This is a genomic window from Rasiella sp. SM2506, from assembly GCF_050859505.1.
Classification (GTDB): Bacteria; Bacteroidota; Bacteroidia; order Flavobacteriales; family Flavobacteriaceae; genus Marinirhabdus.
The window spans coordinates 2,958,451-2,974,892 of sequence record NZ_CP193934.1 but is presented as its reverse complement, the minus strand read 5'-3'; the positions used below and the strand labels follow the sequence as shown (position 1 = coordinate 2,974,892).

The 16,442-nt window shown below is 35.8% G+C and carries 20 protein-coding genes; 15 read left to right on the top strand and 5 right to left on the bottom strand.

Annotated features, from left to right (window positions below; genetic code table 11):
• Positions 1–32 precede the first annotated feature (32 nt).
• The 3 genes from ACQ2HF_RS13455 to ACQ2HF_RS13445 all read left to right on the top strand — a co-directional run bounded on the left by ACQ2HF_RS13455 (position 33) and on the right by ACQ2HF_RS13445 (position 1,444).
• A complete protein-coding gene (locus ACQ2HF_RS13455; RefSeq protein ID WP_432410935.1) occupies positions 33–680 on the top strand; it encodes a hypothetical protein in 648 nt (215 codons plus the stop codon).
• 117 nt (positions 681–797) lie between these two features.
• Complete coding sequence (locus ACQ2HF_RS13450; RefSeq protein WP_432410934.1) at positions 798–1,244, top strand: hypothetical protein; 447 nt, start codon at positions 798–800, stop codon at positions 1,242–1,244.
• Positions 1,244–1,444 (top strand): helix-turn-helix transcriptional regulator, encoded by a 201-nt coding sequence (locus ACQ2HF_RS13445; protein ID WP_432410933.1) that lies wholly within the window; start codon positions 1,244–1,246, stop codon positions 1,442–1,444. Before ACQ2HF_RS13450 ends, ACQ2HF_RS13445 begins: the two co-directional genes overlap by 1 nt.
• A 52-nt stretch (positions 1,445–1,496) precedes the next feature.
• Here ACQ2HF_RS13445 and ACQ2HF_RS13440 read toward each other — a convergent pair whose 3' ends face one another.
• Entirely contained in the window at positions 1,497–2,096 is a 600-nt protein-coding gene (locus ACQ2HF_RS13440; protein WP_432410932.1) for a pseudouridine synthase, read from the bottom strand.
• A gap of 87 nt (positions 2,097–2,183) precedes the next feature.
• Between ACQ2HF_RS13440 and ACQ2HF_RS13435 the strand changes: the two genes are divergently transcribed.
• The 3 genes from ACQ2HF_RS13435 (at position 2,184) to ACQ2HF_RS13425 (ending at position 3,521) form a co-directional block, all read left to right on the top strand.
• Positions 2,184–2,441 carry a DUF1456 family protein gene (locus ACQ2HF_RS13435; protein WP_432410931.1) on the top strand — a complete coding sequence of 86 codons (258 nt, stop codon included), beginning with the start codon at positions 2,184–2,186 and terminating at the stop codon, positions 2,439–2,441.
• Between the two features lie 338 nt (positions 2,442–2,779).
• Positions 2,780–3,037: a peptide methionine sulfoxide reductase gene (locus tag ACQ2HF_RS13430; protein ID WP_432410930.1), complete on the top strand. Its 258-nt coding sequence runs from the start codon at positions 2,780–2,782 to the stop codon at positions 3,035–3,037.
• On the top strand, positions 3,018–3,521 hold the full coding sequence (locus tag ACQ2HF_RS13425; protein WP_432410929.1) for a peptide-methionine (S)-S-oxide reductase: 504 nt from the start codon (positions 3,018–3,020) through the stop codon (positions 3,519–3,521). The genes ACQ2HF_RS13430 and ACQ2HF_RS13425 overlap by 20 nt, the downstream gene beginning before the upstream one ends.
• Before the next feature lies 1 nt (position 3,522).
• Here the strand turns inward: ACQ2HF_RS13425 and rlmF are convergent, their stop codons facing one another.
• Both rlmF and ACQ2HF_RS13415 read right to left on the bottom strand, forming a co-directional pair.
• The gene (gene rlmF, locus ACQ2HF_RS13420) at positions 3,523–4,389 is read right to left on the bottom strand and encodes a 23S rRNA (adenine(1618)-N(6))-methyltransferase RlmF (protein WP_432410928.1); all 867 of its coding nucleotides are present in this window, start codon (positions 4,387–4,389) and stop codon (positions 3,523–3,525) included.
• 77 nt (positions 4,390–4,466) lie between these two features.
• Positions 4,467–5,084 (bottom strand): hypothetical protein, encoded by a 618-nt coding sequence (locus tag ACQ2HF_RS13415; RefSeq protein WP_432410927.1) that lies wholly within the window; start codon positions 5,082–5,084, stop codon positions 4,467–4,469.
• Positions 5,085–5,214: 130 nt separating this feature from the next.
• On the opposite strand from ACQ2HF_RS13415, the gene ACQ2HF_RS13410 reads away from it, so the two are divergent.
• The 6 genes from ACQ2HF_RS13410 to ACQ2HF_RS13385 all read left to right on the top strand — a co-directional run bounded on the left by ACQ2HF_RS13410 (position 5,215) and on the right by ACQ2HF_RS13385 (position 9,423).
• Positions 5,215–5,664, top strand: a complete 450-nt coding sequence (locus tag ACQ2HF_RS13410; protein WP_432410926.1) for a PepSY-like domain-containing protein — start codon at positions 5,215–5,217, stop codon at positions 5,662–5,664.
• 106 nt (positions 5,665–5,770) lie between these two features.
• Entirely contained in the window at positions 5,771–6,310 is a 540-nt protein-coding gene (gene pyrR / locus ACQ2HF_RS13405; RefSeq protein WP_432410925.1) for a bifunctional pyr operon transcriptional regulator/uracil phosphoribosyltransferase PyrR, read from the top strand.
• Positions 6,311–6,402: 92 nt separating this feature from the next.
• A complete protein-coding gene (locus tag ACQ2HF_RS13400; protein WP_432410924.1) occupies positions 6,403–7,341 on the top strand; it encodes an aspartate carbamoyltransferase catalytic subunit in 939 nt (312 codons plus the stop codon).
• Entirely contained in the window at positions 7,331–7,666 is a 336-nt protein-coding gene (locus tag ACQ2HF_RS13395) for a ribonuclease Z (protein WP_432410923.1), read from the top strand. Before ACQ2HF_RS13400 ends, ACQ2HF_RS13395 begins: the two co-directional genes overlap by 11 nt.
• A gap of 132 nt (positions 7,667–7,798) precedes the next feature.
• Entirely contained in the window at positions 7,799–8,704 is a 906-nt protein-coding gene (locus ACQ2HF_RS13390) for a ribonuclease Z (RefSeq protein WP_432410922.1), read from the top strand.
• Positions 8,705–8,922: 218 nt separating this feature from the next.
• Entirely contained in the window at positions 8,923–9,423 is a 501-nt protein-coding gene (locus tag ACQ2HF_RS13385) for a DUF1761 domain-containing protein (RefSeq protein WP_432410921.1), read from the top strand.
• Positions 9,424–9,777: 354 nt separating this feature from the next.
• Here the strand turns inward: ACQ2HF_RS13385 and ACQ2HF_RS13380 are convergent, their stop codons facing one another.
• Positions 9,778–10,944 (bottom strand): hypothetical protein, encoded by a 1,167-nt coding sequence (locus ACQ2HF_RS13380; RefSeq protein ID WP_432410920.1) that lies wholly within the window; start codon positions 10,942–10,944, stop codon positions 9,778–9,780.
• A gap of 208 nt (positions 10,945–11,152) precedes the next feature.
• Here ACQ2HF_RS13380 and ACQ2HF_RS13375 point away from each other — a divergent pair, with 208 nt between their 5' ends.
• The gene (locus tag ACQ2HF_RS13375) at positions 11,153–11,983 is read left to right on the top strand and encodes a hypothetical protein (RefSeq protein WP_432410919.1); all 831 of its coding nucleotides are present in this window, start codon (positions 11,153–11,155) and stop codon (positions 11,981–11,983) included.
• 127 nt (positions 11,984–12,110) lie between these two features.
• Here ACQ2HF_RS13375 and ACQ2HF_RS13370 read toward each other — a convergent pair whose 3' ends face one another.
• Positions 12,111–13,079 (bottom strand): IS110 family transposase, encoded by a 969-nt coding sequence (locus tag ACQ2HF_RS13370; RefSeq protein WP_432410405.1) that lies wholly within the window; start codon positions 13,077–13,079, stop codon positions 12,111–12,113.
• A gap of 549 nt (positions 13,080–13,628) precedes the next feature.
• Here ACQ2HF_RS13370 and ACQ2HF_RS13365 point away from each other — a divergent pair.
• Both ACQ2HF_RS13365 and ACQ2HF_RS13360 read left to right on the top strand, forming a co-directional pair.
• Entirely contained in the window at positions 13,629–13,832 is a 204-nt protein-coding gene (locus ACQ2HF_RS13365) for a helix-turn-helix transcriptional regulator (protein WP_432410918.1), read from the top strand.
• Complete coding sequence (locus tag ACQ2HF_RS13360) at positions 13,833–16,439, top strand: ATP-binding protein (RefSeq protein WP_432410917.1); 2,607 nt, start codon at positions 13,833–13,835, stop codon at positions 16,437–16,439.
• Positions 16,440–16,442: the final 3 nt, after the last annotated feature.

Here is a 16,442-nt window from a genome sequence, read left to right as displayed (position 1 = left end):
AGTTTTTGAAATATAAAAATTAAAATTACATAATGAAAAATTTCCTTTTTTGCTGTTTAGGAATACTCACTACCCTGCCAGTCTTAGCGCAGTTGGATAGAAATATCCCAAATTCTATTAAAATTGAAGCAGACGAAATCATTTCAGAAGATCCTAGGGGCATCACACTTCCAGCTTCAAAAAAGCCAAGTCTTACCAATATTGACACACCCAACAAGTATACAAATTTAGGTAAAGAAACGCCAGAAGACTTTGATATTACCAAAGGTGATGGACTAAAAACCTACAATAGTGGCAGTACCCCAAAAGCATTTATAAAGGATAAAGCCGCTGCAGAAGGTCTTGGGAATGATCAGTTTTTAGGAGAAATACGGGTAGGTACTGTCTATGTGAACATAGCATATAGAGATCACGAATTTGTAGATGGTGACCGTATCCGAATTTATGTAAATGGGGATGTAGTAAGAGCCGATGTGATGTTAAACGGAAGCTTTGATGGATTTGATGTGCCGCTTCAAAAAGGACCTAATAAGATTGTGTTTCAAGCCTTAAATCAGGGATCATCTGGTCCCAATACAGCCGAACTACAGGTGTATGATGATAAAGGCAGGTTGGTATCTGCTAAAGAATGGTTGTTGCTAACTGGCAAGCAGGCGACCATTATAGTAATTCAGGAATAATTTTTTCAATTTTCAGTCTGAAAATTTTAAGTATTCAAAAATGTAAAGTATATTTGTCATATAGGAAATTAAACTTTCCATTATATCAAACAAACTAATCTTTTAATATTTAGCACAATGGGTTTAAAGTCTATAAGAGAGTGTGAAGAAAGGAATTTAGAAAAGTTACTGAATTATAAACTTCCTCATTTCTGGAAAAAAATAGGGTGGGGACTATTTGTAGTAGCGATGGTATGTATACTTTCTCTGAAATTTTTTGTGGGAGAATTCGAGCTATTAAAAGATATAATTAGGCAGGTTATTTTGCTGTCATTATTTATAGTGGTGCTTTCGAAAGAAGAATTTGAAGATGAACGTGTACACCATTTGAGAGCTAGATCCTTTGGAATGACCTTTTTATTAACTGCGCTCTATATTTTATTCCAGCCCTTAATAAACTTCGTAGTAGCTTCTGCGTTGGGTAAGCAAATGGAATTATTTCAAGACTTGGGAGATTTTGTGATTCTTTGGTTTATGTTGATTATGTATTTGGTGTTTTTTTATTTTTCCAAAAAGAAGCAATAATGAAGAACACATTAAAAGTAGAGCGCGCCATTCTTAACCTTACTCAAGAAGAACTTGCAACTTTAATTGGCGTTTCCAGACAAACTATAAATTCTATGGAAGCTAATAGATATGTGCCCTCCACTGTGTTGGCGTTAAAGCTATCTAGTATATTTAAAAAACCAGTGAATAATTTTTTTTCCCTTACTGAAGATGATTAAAATAATGGCGCATTTGATAGGAGTAGGATTTTTACACACCTTAAGCCAGATTTCAGAAAGGAGGGTCTGTTAAGGATATAGTTGGATGAAAAGGCATTACATCGCCAGACTGCATAGCTTCAATAGTTTCAGTTCCAATGCGCACTCTAACCAACCGAAGTGTTGCAAAACCTACGGCCGCTGTCATTTTACGTACTTGTCTAAATTTTCCTTCAGTAACAGTAATGGAAACCCAGGAAGTAGGACCATGCCTGTCGTCTCTTATTTTTTGATGGGTTTTAGGGAGCACCGGATCCTCAATTAATTTTGCTTTGCAAGGTTTTGTGAGATATTCTAGGGAATTTACCGTAATAGTAACCCCTTTTTCTAAGGTTGTCATAGCTTCGTTGGTCATAACACCATCTACTTGTGCGTAGTATTCTTTTTCAGTATTTCCCTTATTTATTGTATTGCTAAAGGCTCCGTTAGTAGTTAAAAAAAGCAGTCCTTCACTTTTTTCATCCAATCTCCCTACAGCCATGGTACTTTCTGGAAAATCGTATAACATTCCTAAAAACTTTTTACGCTTTGCTTTCCTATCGTTGGTCATAAACTGACTCACATACCCGTAAGGTTTATAGATTTTGAAATAGAAATGTATATTTTCACTCATAATGATAAAATTGTGCAAACCTAACAATTCTATATAAGATAAAGTATCACTAAAATTTAAAGTACTTTTGTTGAAAATAAGAGAAGCATGGCACTTACCAATAACGATATTATGAAAAAGTTACGCGTAGCCCATAAATTAAGGGATGACGAAATCGTAGCCATTTGCAAGCTAGTAGATTTTAACGTAACAAAAAGTGAGATAAACGCCATATACCGAAATCCCGAGCACGCAAAATTTATGGAATGTGGGGATCAGTTTCTGCGTAATTTTTTAAACGGCCTCATAATCCACCTACGCGGTCCCATGCCCGAAAAGGCAAAAAAACCGAAAGCAACAGACTAGATTGTACAGTTATATCGTGTGCGATTAAACAGGAGGTACTTCATTAGCTATTAAAAGTTGTCTTTTTCATTTATTAACATGGGTAAAAGGTTTCTTTCGCTACTATCTGCGTTCCCATTCCGACCTGGCAAACCGGGAGTGGGAAGTGATCTCACAATCCTTTTACTTTTGAAATAGGTATGGTAATCTGAAAAAATAATAACAATATATTGGTGATGTCTGCCATAGTTGCAGCATTGATAGCGGTAGGTTTCTTAAAATTCTCATAAGCTGAAGGTGTAGATACCCTACAGCAACTTCAGAAAAAATGCGCTATCTTTTACCTTCAAAAAAAGGACGTGACGAAATTTCTATCTTTAATTCAAAAACTCCCTGAAGGCTATTCAAAGGTTCGGTATTCAGAAACAATGTATGGCGTTACGAGAACAGATTTTAATCAAGGAAAAAGTATAAAACTGTATGCTGAAGATGTATCCGGCACTAATTTTATTAGCTGTAATTTTTATGTAGGTATTACCAACGGATTAAAACCGTGTGAAATGCCTGTTGAAAAGGTGCTTCATTTTCTAGAAAATTATGAGTCTATTGAAAACTAACAGTATAAAAATTGCGTTTGGCGGCGGTTGCCATTGGTGTACTGAAGCCGTTTTCCAATCATTAAAAGGAGTTGAAAGAGTGGAGCAGGGGTATGTGGCGTCTGTAGGAGAAGCACGGGCATTTTCAGAAGCTGTCATTGTTCATTTTAATGCGAATACAATTCTGTTGTCTGTGTTGATTGAAATTCATTTGTACACGCATAAAAGCACGGTTGCTCATAGTATGCGACAGAAATACAGGTCTGCCATTTACACTTTTTCTGAAGCACAAAAACAGACCGCAATGGAAATACTTCAACAATTACAATCTCAATTTATCGAAAGGCTCGTAACCGAAGTGCTCCCATTTCAATCGTTTAAGGCATCCCGGGAAGAAATAACAAATTATTATTTGAAAAATCCAAGCAAACCCTTCTGCGAACGTTTTATTGAACCTAAGTTGGCTTTGTTGCGAGAAGAGTTTTCGGCTTTTACCAAAAAATAATTCAAACAAATCGCCAAGCCACTACACGGGTAATTTTGTTGCCGTGCTGCATTTCTAGCGTTTCATAGGTAGCGCCTACTTTTATAAGTAGTTTATATAACGTAAGCAAAGTTTCACTTTTGGAAACCAAGGTCGTAAACCAGCCTACTTGTTTTTTAAACGCAACACTTTGTTTTACCATTCGTTTAATAAACAAAGCTTCACCGCCATTACACCAAAGCTCATTTGGGCGACCTTTAAAATTGCGCTCTAACTCCAGAACCGATGTATTGGGGTTTAATTTCTTCAATTTTCTAAGCGTACTTTTATTGGCGTCTTTCTCTGAAGCATAAAACGGCGGATTGCATATAGTAGCGTGGTAAAATTCGCCAGGGAGGATAATTCCTTTAAAGATATCGGCGTTATTGGTTTGATGGCGAATCTCAATTTTTTCTGAAAGTCCTTTGGTAGCTAGTATATTTTGCTGTGCTGCAGTTACGGCAATAGCATCTATATCGCAACCTGTTATTTCCCAATCAAACAATTGTGCAGCAAGCAACGCGTAAATGCAATTGGCGCCAGTCCCAACATCTAATACTTTAATAGGTTGTAAAGGTTTGTTTTCTTGAAGTAAATCGTTCAGGTAAAACAAGTAATCTGCACGCGATGGAATAGGAGGATAGAGGTACCCTTCTGGGATGTTCCAATCTGCGATTTGGTAGTGGTGTTTTAGTAAAGCTTTGTTAAGGTGCAAAACTGCTTCTGCTGCTGAAAAATTTATGGTTTCTTTTCCGAAGGAATTTATATGTACAAAACCCTGCAAGGGAGGATGCGTTTTGCAAAGGGCTTCAAAATTATAGGGGGCATTATGTAGATTGTTGGGATGCAAAGGATGGGTTTTTTAAAAAATAGTTTACTCCAATTGGATGGTTGCAAAAGGCTGTTAGTTGTAAAAAAAACCTATAGCTATTTACCTTCCAGTTCTAGCTCTTTTAATTTTTCTAAAAGTGCACTATAGGTAACAATATCTGTATATAAAGCACCTCCTAAACTCATAATGGGCGTAGAAATAGTGTCTATAGTTGGGATGGCACGTTTTAAAACTTCGGCAACATTTGGTTTCTCTGATAAGTGCATCGTCTTAAAAAGATAGGGCCCTGCCGTTAACGACTTAGAAATGGTATCGCATTGCTTACAAGCAGTTGTGCTGTACATTAGGATTGGTGTATAGGGATTGATCTTTATTTTTTCGGCAGCTGGTCGCAACGCTCTGCGTGATAGGCTGTCCGTAGTTTGTAATGTATACTCGTACATTGGGTATTTGTCACGTTCTTTAATAATACTTTTAATCTGTACCCTGGAAGTTGCAGGAACACGAACAGGTCTTTCTACGCCGCCACGTTGTTTAAAGCCAATGCCTGTAACGGTTAATACAACATCAATATCTTGTAAGTTTTCGTTTATAGCGTAAAAGAAAATTCGGTTATTCTCTCTTTTTTCTTCAATAGTAATAGGTTTCTTTTGTGCAATTCCATTCATTGAAAGGAAACAAAAAAAGATAAGTAAAAAGGTAGTTTTTTGCATGGTTGTGTGAGATTTTATGGGCAACAAGGTAGCAAATTACCTAGTATTGGGCACGAAAAAATTTATTGTTTTATGAATTCGTTAAGCGTAAACCCATTGATTTCCTTGTAGTTTTGAAAAAAACAAAATAATGAAGAAGTATTTCTATTCGGTGGTGTTGGTTTTAGTAGTTACTGCAGTAAGTTGTCAAAACAACAATGAAAAAAAGAAAGATAAGGAAAGCAAAGCACCAGAGGCTGTTCAAGTGGCTTTTCAAACAAAATACCCAGGGGAGAATGATCCAGATTGGCATCTAGATGCCCATGGGAATTACGAAGCAAATTTTAAGAAAAAAGGAGAGAAATACAGAGCAGATTTTAATCCTGATGGTACCTGGGTAGAGACTGAAAATTCAATAAAAAAGAAGAACTTACCTACTAGCATAAAAGATAAAATTGAAAAGGAATATTCCGAGTACGAAATAACCGAAGTAGAACGGGTAGATCACGCCACCAAAGGTGTTTTTTACGATGTAGAGTTTAAACAGAAAGGTAAAAATAAAGATGTTATGTTTACAGAAGATGGAACGGTAATCCAATAAGGAGTACGTCGTTTGAACTACACCGCACCTTAAAATCGATTTCATATCTCTTAAATTAAAATAAATCCCTTAAATTTGTTCTCTGAATACAATTCAGCATTTCTCTATGAGCCAAAAAGTGTTACTCAACGCAACCGAAGTACAAATAGCGCTTCACCGTTTGGCTTGTCAATTAATAGAAAATCACGATACTTTTAGTAATACTGTACTCATAGGCATCCAGCCTAGAGGTATATTTTTGGCCGAACGTTTGAAAAAGCTCCTAGAAAACGAGTACAACATAAAGAATATTTCGCTGGGTTGTTTGGATATCACTTTTTACAGAGACGATTTTAGAAGAAGTGGAAAACCCTTAGAAGCCAATACTACTACCATAGATTTTATAGTTGAAGACAAAAAAGTAGTCTTTATAGACGATGTATTGTACACAGGAAGAAGCATACGTAGTGCCCTTACTGCGATACAGTCTTTCGGGAGACCCTTGGAAATTGAACTCCTCACATTAATTGATAGAAGATTTAGCCGTCATTTACCCATCCAGCCAGACTATCGAGGAAGGCAAGTAGATGCTATTGGCGATGAAAAAGTAAAAGTATGCTGGAAAGAAAACGAAGGAGAAGATGCGGTTTATTTGGTGAAAAACTGAAATTCAGTACGCAGTACTAAGTATGCAGTAGTCAGTTAGAGTTGAATAAATAATAAAAAATACGCTTGCAAAGCAACGTAATAAACAATAAAATGAGCGAACTAAGTGTAAACCACTTACTAGGAATTAAGTACATCACCGAAGACGATATTCATCTTATCTTCGATACGGCAGATCATTTTAAAGAAGTGATTAACCGTCCCATTAAAAAAGTACCCTCGCTACGTGACATTACCATTGCCAACCTATTTTTTGAAAATAGTACCCGCACCCGCCTTTCTTTTGAGTTGGCCGAAAAGCGTCTCTCCGCAGATGTGATTAATTTTTCAGCAGCTTCTTCTTCGGTTAGTAAGGGGGAAACCTTGATTGATACCGTAAACAACATCCTCTCTATGAAAGTAGATCTGGTGGTAATGCGACATCCCAATCCGGGCGCAGGCGTGTTTCTATCTAAGCACGTTAACGCAAGTATTGTAAATGCAGGCGATGGCGCACACGAGCATCCTACACAGGCCTTGCTGGATTGTTATTCCATTAGAGAAAAACTGGGAGATGTGGCTGGCAAAAAAGTAGTCATAGTTGGTGATATCTTACATTCCAGAGTCGCTTTAAGCAATATTTTTGCACTAAAAAAATTAGGAGCAGAAGTGAAGGTTTGTGGTCCCAAAACACTCATTCCAAAATTTATAGAACAATTAGGAGTCACCTTTGAGCCCAACTTAAAAAACGCCTTACAATGGTGTGATGTTGCCAATATGCTTCGGGTACAAAACGAACGAATGGACATAAGCTATTTTCCATCTACTAGAGAATATACCCAGCAGTTTGGAGTGAATAAAGCATTGCTAGATAGTTTAAAAAAAGAAATTATAATAATGCACCCGGGACCCATAAACCGAGGTGTAGAAATTACCAGTGACGTGGCAGATAGTAAACAAGCCATTATTTTGGATCAAGTTCAAAACGGAGTAGCCGTGCGTATGGCTGTGTTGTATTTACTGGCATCAAAAATTAAGCATAATGAAGATTGAAAATAAAGATAACTACGTCATACTCGCAGACGAAAAAGATGACATTGCAGACTTTGCTTCTTTCCTAGAGTATCAAATCCCTAACAAATTTAAAGGACAAAATGTTGTATTGAATCTGTTGGATTACACCAACCTTTCACTGGAACAATTACTCTTATTATTGAAAGTTTCAAACCTACACAGAAAAACGAAACACTCTTTTGTCATCATAAACAAAACCATAAATCCAGACGATATTCCCTACGAAATGGTGGTAGTGCCCACCATTCAGGAAGGTGAGGATATTATTGGAATGGAAGCAATAGAGCGGGATTTGGGCTTTTAGCTTCGATATTATTTTTCTTTTGCTTTACCGTAAAAGAAAAATCACTCAGCTACCTTTTACTGTAAGTTTAAATCAACAATCGTAAATCGTAAATCGTCGTTCGTTTTTCGTACCTCTTAACTCGTATTTTAAATGAAACTAACCATCCTAGGCTGTCATTCTGCTACTCCGCGTTGGGATGCGAATCCTACGTCTCAGATTCTGGAAGTGAAGGGACATTTGTTTTTAATAGACTGTGCCGAAGGAACGCAAGTTCAGTTACGCCGCTTTAAGGTGAAATTTTCACGTATAAAACATGTATTTATTTCACACTTGCACGGCGATCATTTTTTCGGATTGGTGGGGCTAATTTCAACATTTAGATTGTTAGGCCGTGAAGCCGATTTACATATTTATGGCCCGAAGGGAATTAAAGAAGCCGTATTACTTCAGCTGAAATTAGGAAAAAGCTACACAAATTACGGTTTATACTTTCACGAACTGGAAAGCAAAGATCCCCAGCTTATTTTTGAGGACGATACAATTACAGTAACTACCATTCCACTAGACCATCGCATTTATACCAACGGATTCCTATTTCAGGAAAAACTCGCAGAACGTAACTTGAATATTGAAAAAGCGCGCGAGCTTCATATTGAAATGAGTTACTATCATAAAATAAAAAAAGGAGCAGACGGTATTACCAAAGATGGAAAAACCGTTCCCAATGCGGTTATTACCTTAGATCCTCCAACCCCCAAAAGCTATGCGTATTGTAGCGATACAGCCTATTTCCCCCAGATCGTTCCGCAAATCGCCAACGCGACCGCACTGTACCACGAAGCCACCTTTCTGGAACAACATCACGACTTGGCCGAAAAAACCAAACACAGTACCGCTAAAGAAGCCGCTGTAATTGCAAAGAAAGCCGAAGTGGGAGTCTTAATCCTTGGACATTATTCAGGACGCTATAGCAACCTTGAAAGTTTCAGAAGTGAAGCACAGGAAGTTTTTCAGAATGTAGCGTTAGCTGAAGACGGGAAGGTGTTTGAATTTTAGTTGAGTATAGGGAAATTTATTGATTTAGGTGGATAAATTTACAACTGCACAGAGGTCACATTGAGCGCAGTCGAAATGTATTTGACTTCTGGAATTATGAAGAGTCTTCGACGGTGCTTAGACTAACCTATAGAAACATACTTTTATGTTTCTTCAATGTAATTTAAAACTTCTTTCCGTGTAAATTGCTATCTTTCAACAACCTAAAACCAACCTGTATGATACCAAATATATTAATAGTGGCACTCGCGGCCCTCGTTCCCATAGTTGTAGGATTTTTATATTATAGCCCCATAGCCTTTGGAAATGCTTGGATGAAAAGCACAGGACTTACCAAAGAAAAGCTAGAAAAAGGTAACAAAGCGCTCATCTTTGGCGTCACTTTGGTACTTAGTTTTATCCTTTCTTTTTTCTTGTTCACGTTAGTGGTACACCAAACCGATTATTACTCACTTTTTGTAGCAGAGCCAGGTTTTAACGAAGAAGGTTCTGAGATCATGACCCAAATAGGTGCTTTTATGGACCAATACGGAGACTATTACCGCACTTTTAAACACGGCGCACTTCACGGCGGATTAGTGGGTGGTTTTGTAGGATTACCTATTCTAATGATCAATGGTCTTTTTGAAACCCGTAGTCTAAAATATGGCTTTATAAATGCTGGCTATTGGGTGGTAACTCTCTCGTTGATGGGCGGCATTTTATGCCAGTGGGGGTAGAGGATCATTTATTAATGGCTTACTGAATATTTATTAGAACTACTTAAATGTATTTTTTTTATTGACTTTCCAAACTTAAAGATATGAGGCTATGTTTTTAAATTACCCTATTGGCCTATCGAAAATTTATCGTAAAATTTGAAATGAAAGAGCCGTTAAAAATTTTAGGCTGTTTGAGCAAGACTAATTCTTAAACCTAGAATAATCGTTAAAGCGAGTTCCTAAAATTTAGGCACCGAATGATAAATTTAGATAAAGTTTCGTCAGCCTAGACTTTTTTGTTTCTTTTTTTTGCATCCGACGAGGGAGGTACGACCGAGAGGAATGTATATGCAAAAAAGAAAAGTAAATAATTTAGTTATAAAAATCAGTTTTAAAAGGTTTCCGAAGGGCAAACTCACTTGGAGTAATTTTCTCTAAGATAGGTTTCAATAAGGCATTTTTAAATTTTGACGTGTGCTTGGCATATAACGTCATGTGCTGCGGTGTGGCGCCTAAAGCACTTTTTATGAGTTCGCTGGTACGTCCTAAATGTAAGAGCGTTGCGTTATGCAGGATAGCTTCCTCCACATAATTATAGAGCAAGCGTTCGTATAACGCATACTTAGTGTTGTACGTATAGTCTATACCAACATAACTCGCTTCCAGCGTCGCGCCATTTATAAAAGCAGTGCTAAAGCCAATGAGCGTTTCGCCCAGGAAAGCACCTTTGCAGATAAAAAGTTCCCCCAGATTTTCTTTTAAGGTTTTAAATGCTTTAGGGTAGTTTTCACCGTAGCTATATTCAGATTGTTGCTGCACGGTGTTAAACAGTTCCAGCAAACGATCTTCGTATTCTTCAATTTCTGAAACGGAAAGCGAAACGAGTTGTAGTGCCGAAGCCTTTTTAAAAGCACTTTTCACCTTGGTTCGGTATTTGGCTTTCATACTATCCAAATAGTGCGGAAAGGTATGCCAGGTCTCGTGAATAGGAAGCACCATGGTAACATCTGCCTGAAAGGAACGGTATTTAAAATCATCTAAAACACCTAGCTCAGAAGCCGAAGCCGCATTAAAATCTTTAAACAATTGTATAGAAAAGGCCTCCTCATAGGTTTTCATTTTCCCAAGTTGCTTGGCAGCGGAAGCCATTAACTCTGTAGCGGCTTTAAAACTCACGTCCTTGCTATATGCATACCCGTGTGTTCCCGTGGCAAACATATTGCCACACACCAAACCACGGATGGAAACACTATCGTCTTTGTTTTTACAATCCTGAAATAATTTTAACAACAGATTGGTCTGCGCGCCTTTTTTATAGGTAAACGTAGCGATTTGAAAAACCCCAGCCACGATCGGTTTTGTATCTGCATATACCAATACATACACCCATGGCATCTCATGAGAGAGCGCTAGTGACAATGCTTCCAGATATGTTAATGATAAAAAAAGATCGCTGTTCGCTATAACTTGGTTCCAGTCTTTGGTGGGAACTTCGTGTGTTTGCGTGTAAAAGGTAAAGGGTTCTTTTTTCTGTGACAAAGTAACTTTTTATGGAATGGTGAAATTACAAAATTTTAGGAGAGGGGGTGTATGCGTAAACGCAATGAGGAAAACCGTACTTGGGGAATTGTGATTTTATTTATATTTACAGGATAACAGCTATAAAAAATGGTTGTTATCCTGATTATGCCAGGGGATAACTACTGTGAAATGTAGTATATTACCCGTTGGCCATAATTTAAAAAAATTGAACAAAAAAGATATAATATATATTGATTGGAATTTATATTCGATTCTGAAGGATCCTAAATTAGAACCTCATTTGATTTTAAAGGATTTTTTACAACAAAATTCAGATTCATTTGAATTGGTTTATTCAGACGCTCATCTCGGCGATTTAGCTAAAACAGATGAAAATAAAGAAAATCAGAGAATTTTAGATCTTCAATATTTATCTAGAATAACTAATGACCAATGTATTGTAAAATATTTTGGTAGAAATAATGTAGAAATTGACAATAGAAATCCTGTAGAATTTTTCAATACAAATAAAGCAGACAATCAGTCAGCAATTTTAGCTCCTTTTGTGAAAATTTCAAAGCAAATGACTGATATGTATGGGCCAACTCGAGATGATATTATAAGAGTTCATTTTAATACAGATCCAAAGAATATTTGTAATTTTTCTGTTCTCCAATTAGATGAACTTGTTCGTAAAATAGGTATAAGTAAGTCATTAGAAGATTTTCTTGAATTGGGATTAAGTTTGAGAGGAGATACAAGAAATAACCCAATAACAAACATTGATTATTATACAACAGCTTATATGAATTTAGATTTAATAGGTTTTTACCCAGATTCTATGAAAGCAAAAGGCGATTTCAATAATTTATTAAATGATTCAAAGCATTCTGCATATGGATCTTTATGTAAAGCTTTTATAACAAATGACAATAAATGTTATCTCAAATCGAAACTATTATTCGAATATTTCGAAAGTCAATCAACTCTAATAAGAACCTGTAAACTAAAAAATAATATGGATGAATTTAAAGAGTCATTGAAAAGTTTAGTTTAGAAACTATGGCTAACAAAGAACTGAGGTAAAAAACAACCATTTTCTTCCTTAAATTTTGACATTATTTTTCTATGGCAAGAACTTCTCAATTTAAGTTTTTGCCTTTTTCATTTGTATGTAACTCAGGTTATTTTTTTAACACTGAAACAAATTCTTGGTCATAAGGCAGTCCTGATTTTGCAATTGCAAACGCCTGCCTTAATAACTTGTTGGCAACAGCGATTAACGCAAGCTTTTTACTCTTCCCTTTATTGACCAAGCGTTCATAGATTGCCCTACACCCTTTATTATGTTTGCAGGCATTGAACGAACACAGGAACAATAGGTTTCGCAGCTTTTTGTTGCCTACTTTGCTTATCCTACTTCGACCCCTAACGCTACTTCCAGACTCCCGTATGGTAGGTGTGATGCCTACATAACTACATAACTGGGAGGCATTCTCAAACTTGGAAAACCCATCGGTTACTACTATTAAGAACAATGCCGTCTTCATTCCTATTCCAGGTATACTCGTTAATAGTGTCAATTGGTGCTGTTGTTCTTTCTTGACCAGAGAGAGGATTCTTTCTTCGGTGGCTGCGAGTTCCTTGTCCAGGTGCTTTTTGTTTCTCTTCAAAGAGCGGAACACAGCTTTGGATGGTATACCCAGTGTTTCTTCACCGTGTATTTTGTTCTTGGTGGCTGTACGATGTTTGATGTAACTATCCATCAACCTAAAGAGTTGTAAACATTCGCTCTGGACTTCTGTCAAGGCATTATAAAGCGGGACATCATTGATAAGACCATAGTCACAGATGGCTTTTGCATCGCTCTTATCGGTCTTTACTTTAGCCAGTTTCATCTGTATGAACCTTTTGACCGACAAAGGATTAACAACAGACACTTCTACACCATTTTTGTAAAGAAATTGTGCGAGCCTGTAATGGTAATAACCCGTTGCTTCCATAACGACCAGTGCCTGCTGTGGTAACGATTTTAAAAAGGTCTTAAAACCCTTTTCATCATTCTTGAACTGGTTGTGGCCACTACTGCTCCCGTGAACATCGAAGACATCTTTACTAATGTCAACTCCAAAAGTTTCATTATATTTATTCATAAGAATTGATTTATGAAAGAACTAGCTACTCTACTCACAGCAACTTAAAAACGAGATCTCAAGTCTCATAGAACTGATCGTGATTTAAGTAGTAAAAGAGAGAGGATTATCAATGTTGTCGAAGTCTAAAGCTTCACCGCATATAGTAACCTTAATTCTCTCTTTTGTTCTTTCTGATTATATAACTAAATCTAGTTATTTTAATAAAAATCAAACTTAAGCCGCATATAATACAGCGGGTTACATTCGGCTTTAATTAAATTTCCTAACTTTATAAAATAATTGGTACAGCGGATACATACGTAGTGGCGGCGCCACTGCCCACGGCTGATTCGCACGCTGCGCTTCCAACGCTCAGCCGAAGCTGCCGCTCAAGACCCGCCGTATCATATGCAAACCCGTTACCTGCAAGCTTAAGCCAACGCGCAGTCAAGCACATTTTATTTTTATCGTGCCTCAAAAAATAAAAAGAGCTTGCCTTTTTCCAACGCCACAGAAAACATTGGTTATCCATAAAATGTTAATATATTTACACAATATGCAATTAATATGAGTGAAAAAGCCAATATTAACCGATTGAAGGTTGTTCTAGCTGAAAAAAAACTGAGTAGTAAATGGTTAGCTGAACAATTAGAAAAAAATGAAACAACAGTTTCTAGATGGTGTACAAATGATGTTCAACCACCGATAAAAACATTTTTAAAAATTGCTGATGTATTGGATGTTAGACTAACAAATTTATTCAACGACTAAATGGGAACTTTAAACCAAAATAGAATTCCATTTAAAGTCTCTGCTAGAACTGCTAGATTAATTGGGCGAGAAAATATTGCTACATCGAAAGGAGCAATAATTGAGTTAGTAAAAAATGGTTATGATGCTGATAGTAAAATTAGTATTGTATATTTTGATAATAAATACTCAACATTTTCAAATGAAATTAGTGAACATCACTTTAATGAACTTATAAATAAAGGAATTCAGGAATCTTTAATTCTAGAAATATATGATTTTCAAGAAGATGAAGAGTTATATGTAATAAAAAATGAAGTTGACGACACCCAGAAAAGTAAGTTTAAATCCTCAATTTCTAAATTTTCTACACTTTATATAATTGACTCTGGAGAAGGAATGACTCAAAATATTATTCGTGACCATTGGATGACTATAGGAACAGATAATAAAGCGAATAACATATTTACAACTTCAGGTAGAGTTAAATCAGGTGCTAAAGGTATTGGTCGTTTTGCACTTGACAAATTGGGAGGCAAATGTGAAATGACGACAATATTTAACCCAGACCCTAAAATTCACGAGCCAGACACAGATGTTGATGGGAATCTTACTGGATATAGTGGTTACAAATGGTTAGTGAACTGGGAAGATTTTGAAGGAGATTATAAAACAATAGATTCGGTTGGTGCCATATTGACTGGTTTAAATGATGGTAATTTAAAAGATGAATTATTAAAAATAATTCCCGAATCATTCTTATCTCAAATTGAATCAGAAACTCAATTTGAGTTTGGAACAATACTTAAAATTGATGATTTACGAGATAATTGGGAAGATTTCTTTGTTGACCAAGTTTATTCTGATTTAGAAGTTTTAGTTCCACCTAAAGAAAGCGGAGGTTTCGAAATATATGTTTTCAGCTCTTTACTTCCAGATAAATATGGCGAAGTATTAGGTTCAATTTGCGATGATTTCGATTACAAATTAGTGGCGACAGCTGACGAAAATCAGAATGTAAAAATAACCGTTTATAGAAACGAATATAATATTGAATTAATTCCCAACGGCTTTTTCGAAAGAGAAGCGATGCAAAAAGAGAATTATAGAAAATCAGACTTCATTAAAGGCTTTTGGACTAAAACCACAACTTTTTCAAATTTATTAAAAGGGTTTAAAGAAATTGATGAGGATAATATATTTGATAATATTGGTCTTTTCGATTTTACATTCTATTTTTTAAAAAGACAAACAAATTCAAGTGATGCAAAAAGATTTTTTAATAGAAACTTTATGTCACACAATAGAAAAGATTGGCTAAATAAATTTGGGGGAATAAAATTATTCAGAGATAATTTCAGAGTAAGACCTTATGGAGAAGTCAATAATGTAGCCTTTGATTGGTTAAGTTTAGGTAATAGAAAATCCACAAGTCCAGCTGGTATTGCAAAAAAAGATGGTGGTTATAAAGTTGAACCAGAAAATGTTGCGGGAGCAATAAGTATCTCCAGATTAACCAATGTGAATTTTGAAGATAAGTCTAGTCGTGAAGGTTTGCAAGAAAACAAAACATTTAAAATTTTCACATTATTAATTGCAGAAATTATTTCTGTCTTTGAAAAAGACAGGTCTTATATAGCGAGAGAGATGGATGATTACGATGATGTTTTGTATGGACCACAAAGAGATAGAGAAAAAGCAGAAAAACTTAAAAATGAAATAATCGCAAAAAGTAGGGCGAAAAAGGAATCAAGAGATAATAATTCTAGTGAAAACAATTCTCAAGAAGAACCTCAAACAGAATCTGATAAGGAAAAAGAAATTCTAGCAAGTGAACTAGAAAGACAAGAAGAAGAAATCGAGAAACTAAAGGATGAACAAAAAATACTTAGAGGATTAGCAAGCAGTGGAATTGTGCTTGCTTCTTTCAGCCACGATTTAAGTAAACTAAATGATGTCCTAGCTTCTAGAACTGAAAAGCTTAAAAATCTGATGTTAGAAAAAATTTCAGAATCAGATTATTTAGAAATTAGAGATAGTAAAAACCCATTCAAACAAATTGAACGGATTAAAAAACAAGATGTAAAACTTCAAAACTGGTTAAATTTCTCATTAGGAGCAACAAGGAAAGATAAGAGGAAACGCAAACAGCTATTTCTTAAACCTTACTTCGATAATTTAAAGAGTGATTGGGATACAGTATTTAGTGATAGAGGTATCATAATGGATGTTAGTGAAATCGAAGAGCTTGACATGAGAGTATTCGAAATAGACATAGACAGCATTTTTAATAATTTGTTGGTTAACTCTATTGATGCATTTATTATCTCAAGAGAGGAAAGAAGTAGATTAATTAAAATAAAGGTTACAAGTAGTTCAAAAGGAATTGTAATAGATTACTATGACAATGGTCCTGGTTTATCTAATGATATAAGTGAACCAGAAATTATTTTTGAACCTCTTTACACAACAAGAAGAAACCAACACACAGGAGAAGAAGAAGGAACGGGACTGGGAATGTGGTTAATAAAATCAATAGTAGAGGAAAATGATGGTAAAACTCAACTTCTATATCCAGAAATTGGGTTTGGAATCAGAATAACATTTCCAATAAAATATAAACGATAAAAA

Excerpts from the sequence above, each read along its gene's own strand:
- ACQ2HF_RS13455 (WP_432410935.1), top strand. The coding sequence starts at position 33 with ATGAAAAATTTCCTTTTTTGCTGTTTAGGAATACTCACTACCCTGCCA.
- ACQ2HF_RS13450 (WP_432410934.1), top strand. The coding sequence starts at position 798 with ATGGGTTTAAAGTCTATAAGAGAGTGTGAAGAAAGGAATTTAGAAAAG.
- ACQ2HF_RS13445 (WP_432410933.1), top strand. The coding sequence starts at position 1,244 with ATGAAGAACACATTAAAAGTAGAGCGCGCCATTCTTAACCTTACTCAA.
- ACQ2HF_RS13440 (WP_432410932.1), bottom strand. The coding sequence starts at position 2,096 with ATGAGTGAAAATATACATTTCTATTTCAAAATCTATAAACCTTACGGG.
- ACQ2HF_RS13435 (WP_432410931.1), top strand. The coding sequence starts at position 2,184 with ATGGCACTTACCAATAACGATATTATGAAAAAGTTACGCGTAGCCCAT.
- ACQ2HF_RS13425 (WP_432410929.1), top strand. The coding sequence starts at position 3,018 with ATGAGTCTATTGAAAACTAACAGTATAAAAATTGCGTTTGGCGGCGGT.
- ACQ2HF_RS13415 (WP_432410927.1), bottom strand. The coding sequence starts at position 5,084 with ATGCAAAAAACTACCTTTTTACTTATCTTTTTTTGTTTCCTTTCAATG.
- ACQ2HF_RS13410 (WP_432410926.1), top strand. The coding sequence starts at position 5,215 with ATGAAGAAGTATTTCTATTCGGTGGTGTTGGTTTTAGTAGTTACTGCA.
- pyrR (WP_432410925.1), top strand. The coding sequence starts at position 5,771 with ATGAGCCAAAAAGTGTTACTCAACGCAACCGAAGTACAAATAGCGCTT.
- ACQ2HF_RS13400 (WP_432410924.1), top strand. The coding sequence starts at position 6,403 with ATGAGCGAACTAAGTGTAAACCACTTACTAGGAATTAAGTACATCACC.
- ACQ2HF_RS13395 (WP_432410923.1), top strand. The coding sequence starts at position 7,331 with ATGAAGATTGAAAATAAAGATAACTACGTCATACTCGCAGACGAAAAA.
- ACQ2HF_RS13390 (WP_432410922.1), top strand. The coding sequence starts at position 7,799 with ATGAAACTAACCATCCTAGGCTGTCATTCTGCTACTCCGCGTTGGGAT.
- ACQ2HF_RS13385 (WP_432410921.1), top strand. The coding sequence starts at position 8,923 with ATGATACCAAATATATTAATAGTGGCACTCGCGGCCCTCGTTCCCATA.
- ACQ2HF_RS13370 (WP_432410405.1), bottom strand. The coding sequence starts at position 13,079 with ATGAATAAATATAATGAAACTTTTGGAGTTGACATTAGTAAAGATGTC.
- ACQ2HF_RS13365 (WP_432410918.1), top strand. The coding sequence starts at position 13,629 with ATGAGTGAAAAAGCCAATATTAACCGATTGAAGGTTGTTCTAGCTGAA.
- ACQ2HF_RS13360 (WP_432410917.1), top strand. The coding sequence starts at position 13,833 with ATGGGAACTTTAAACCAAAATAGAATTCCATTTAAAGTCTCTGCTAGA.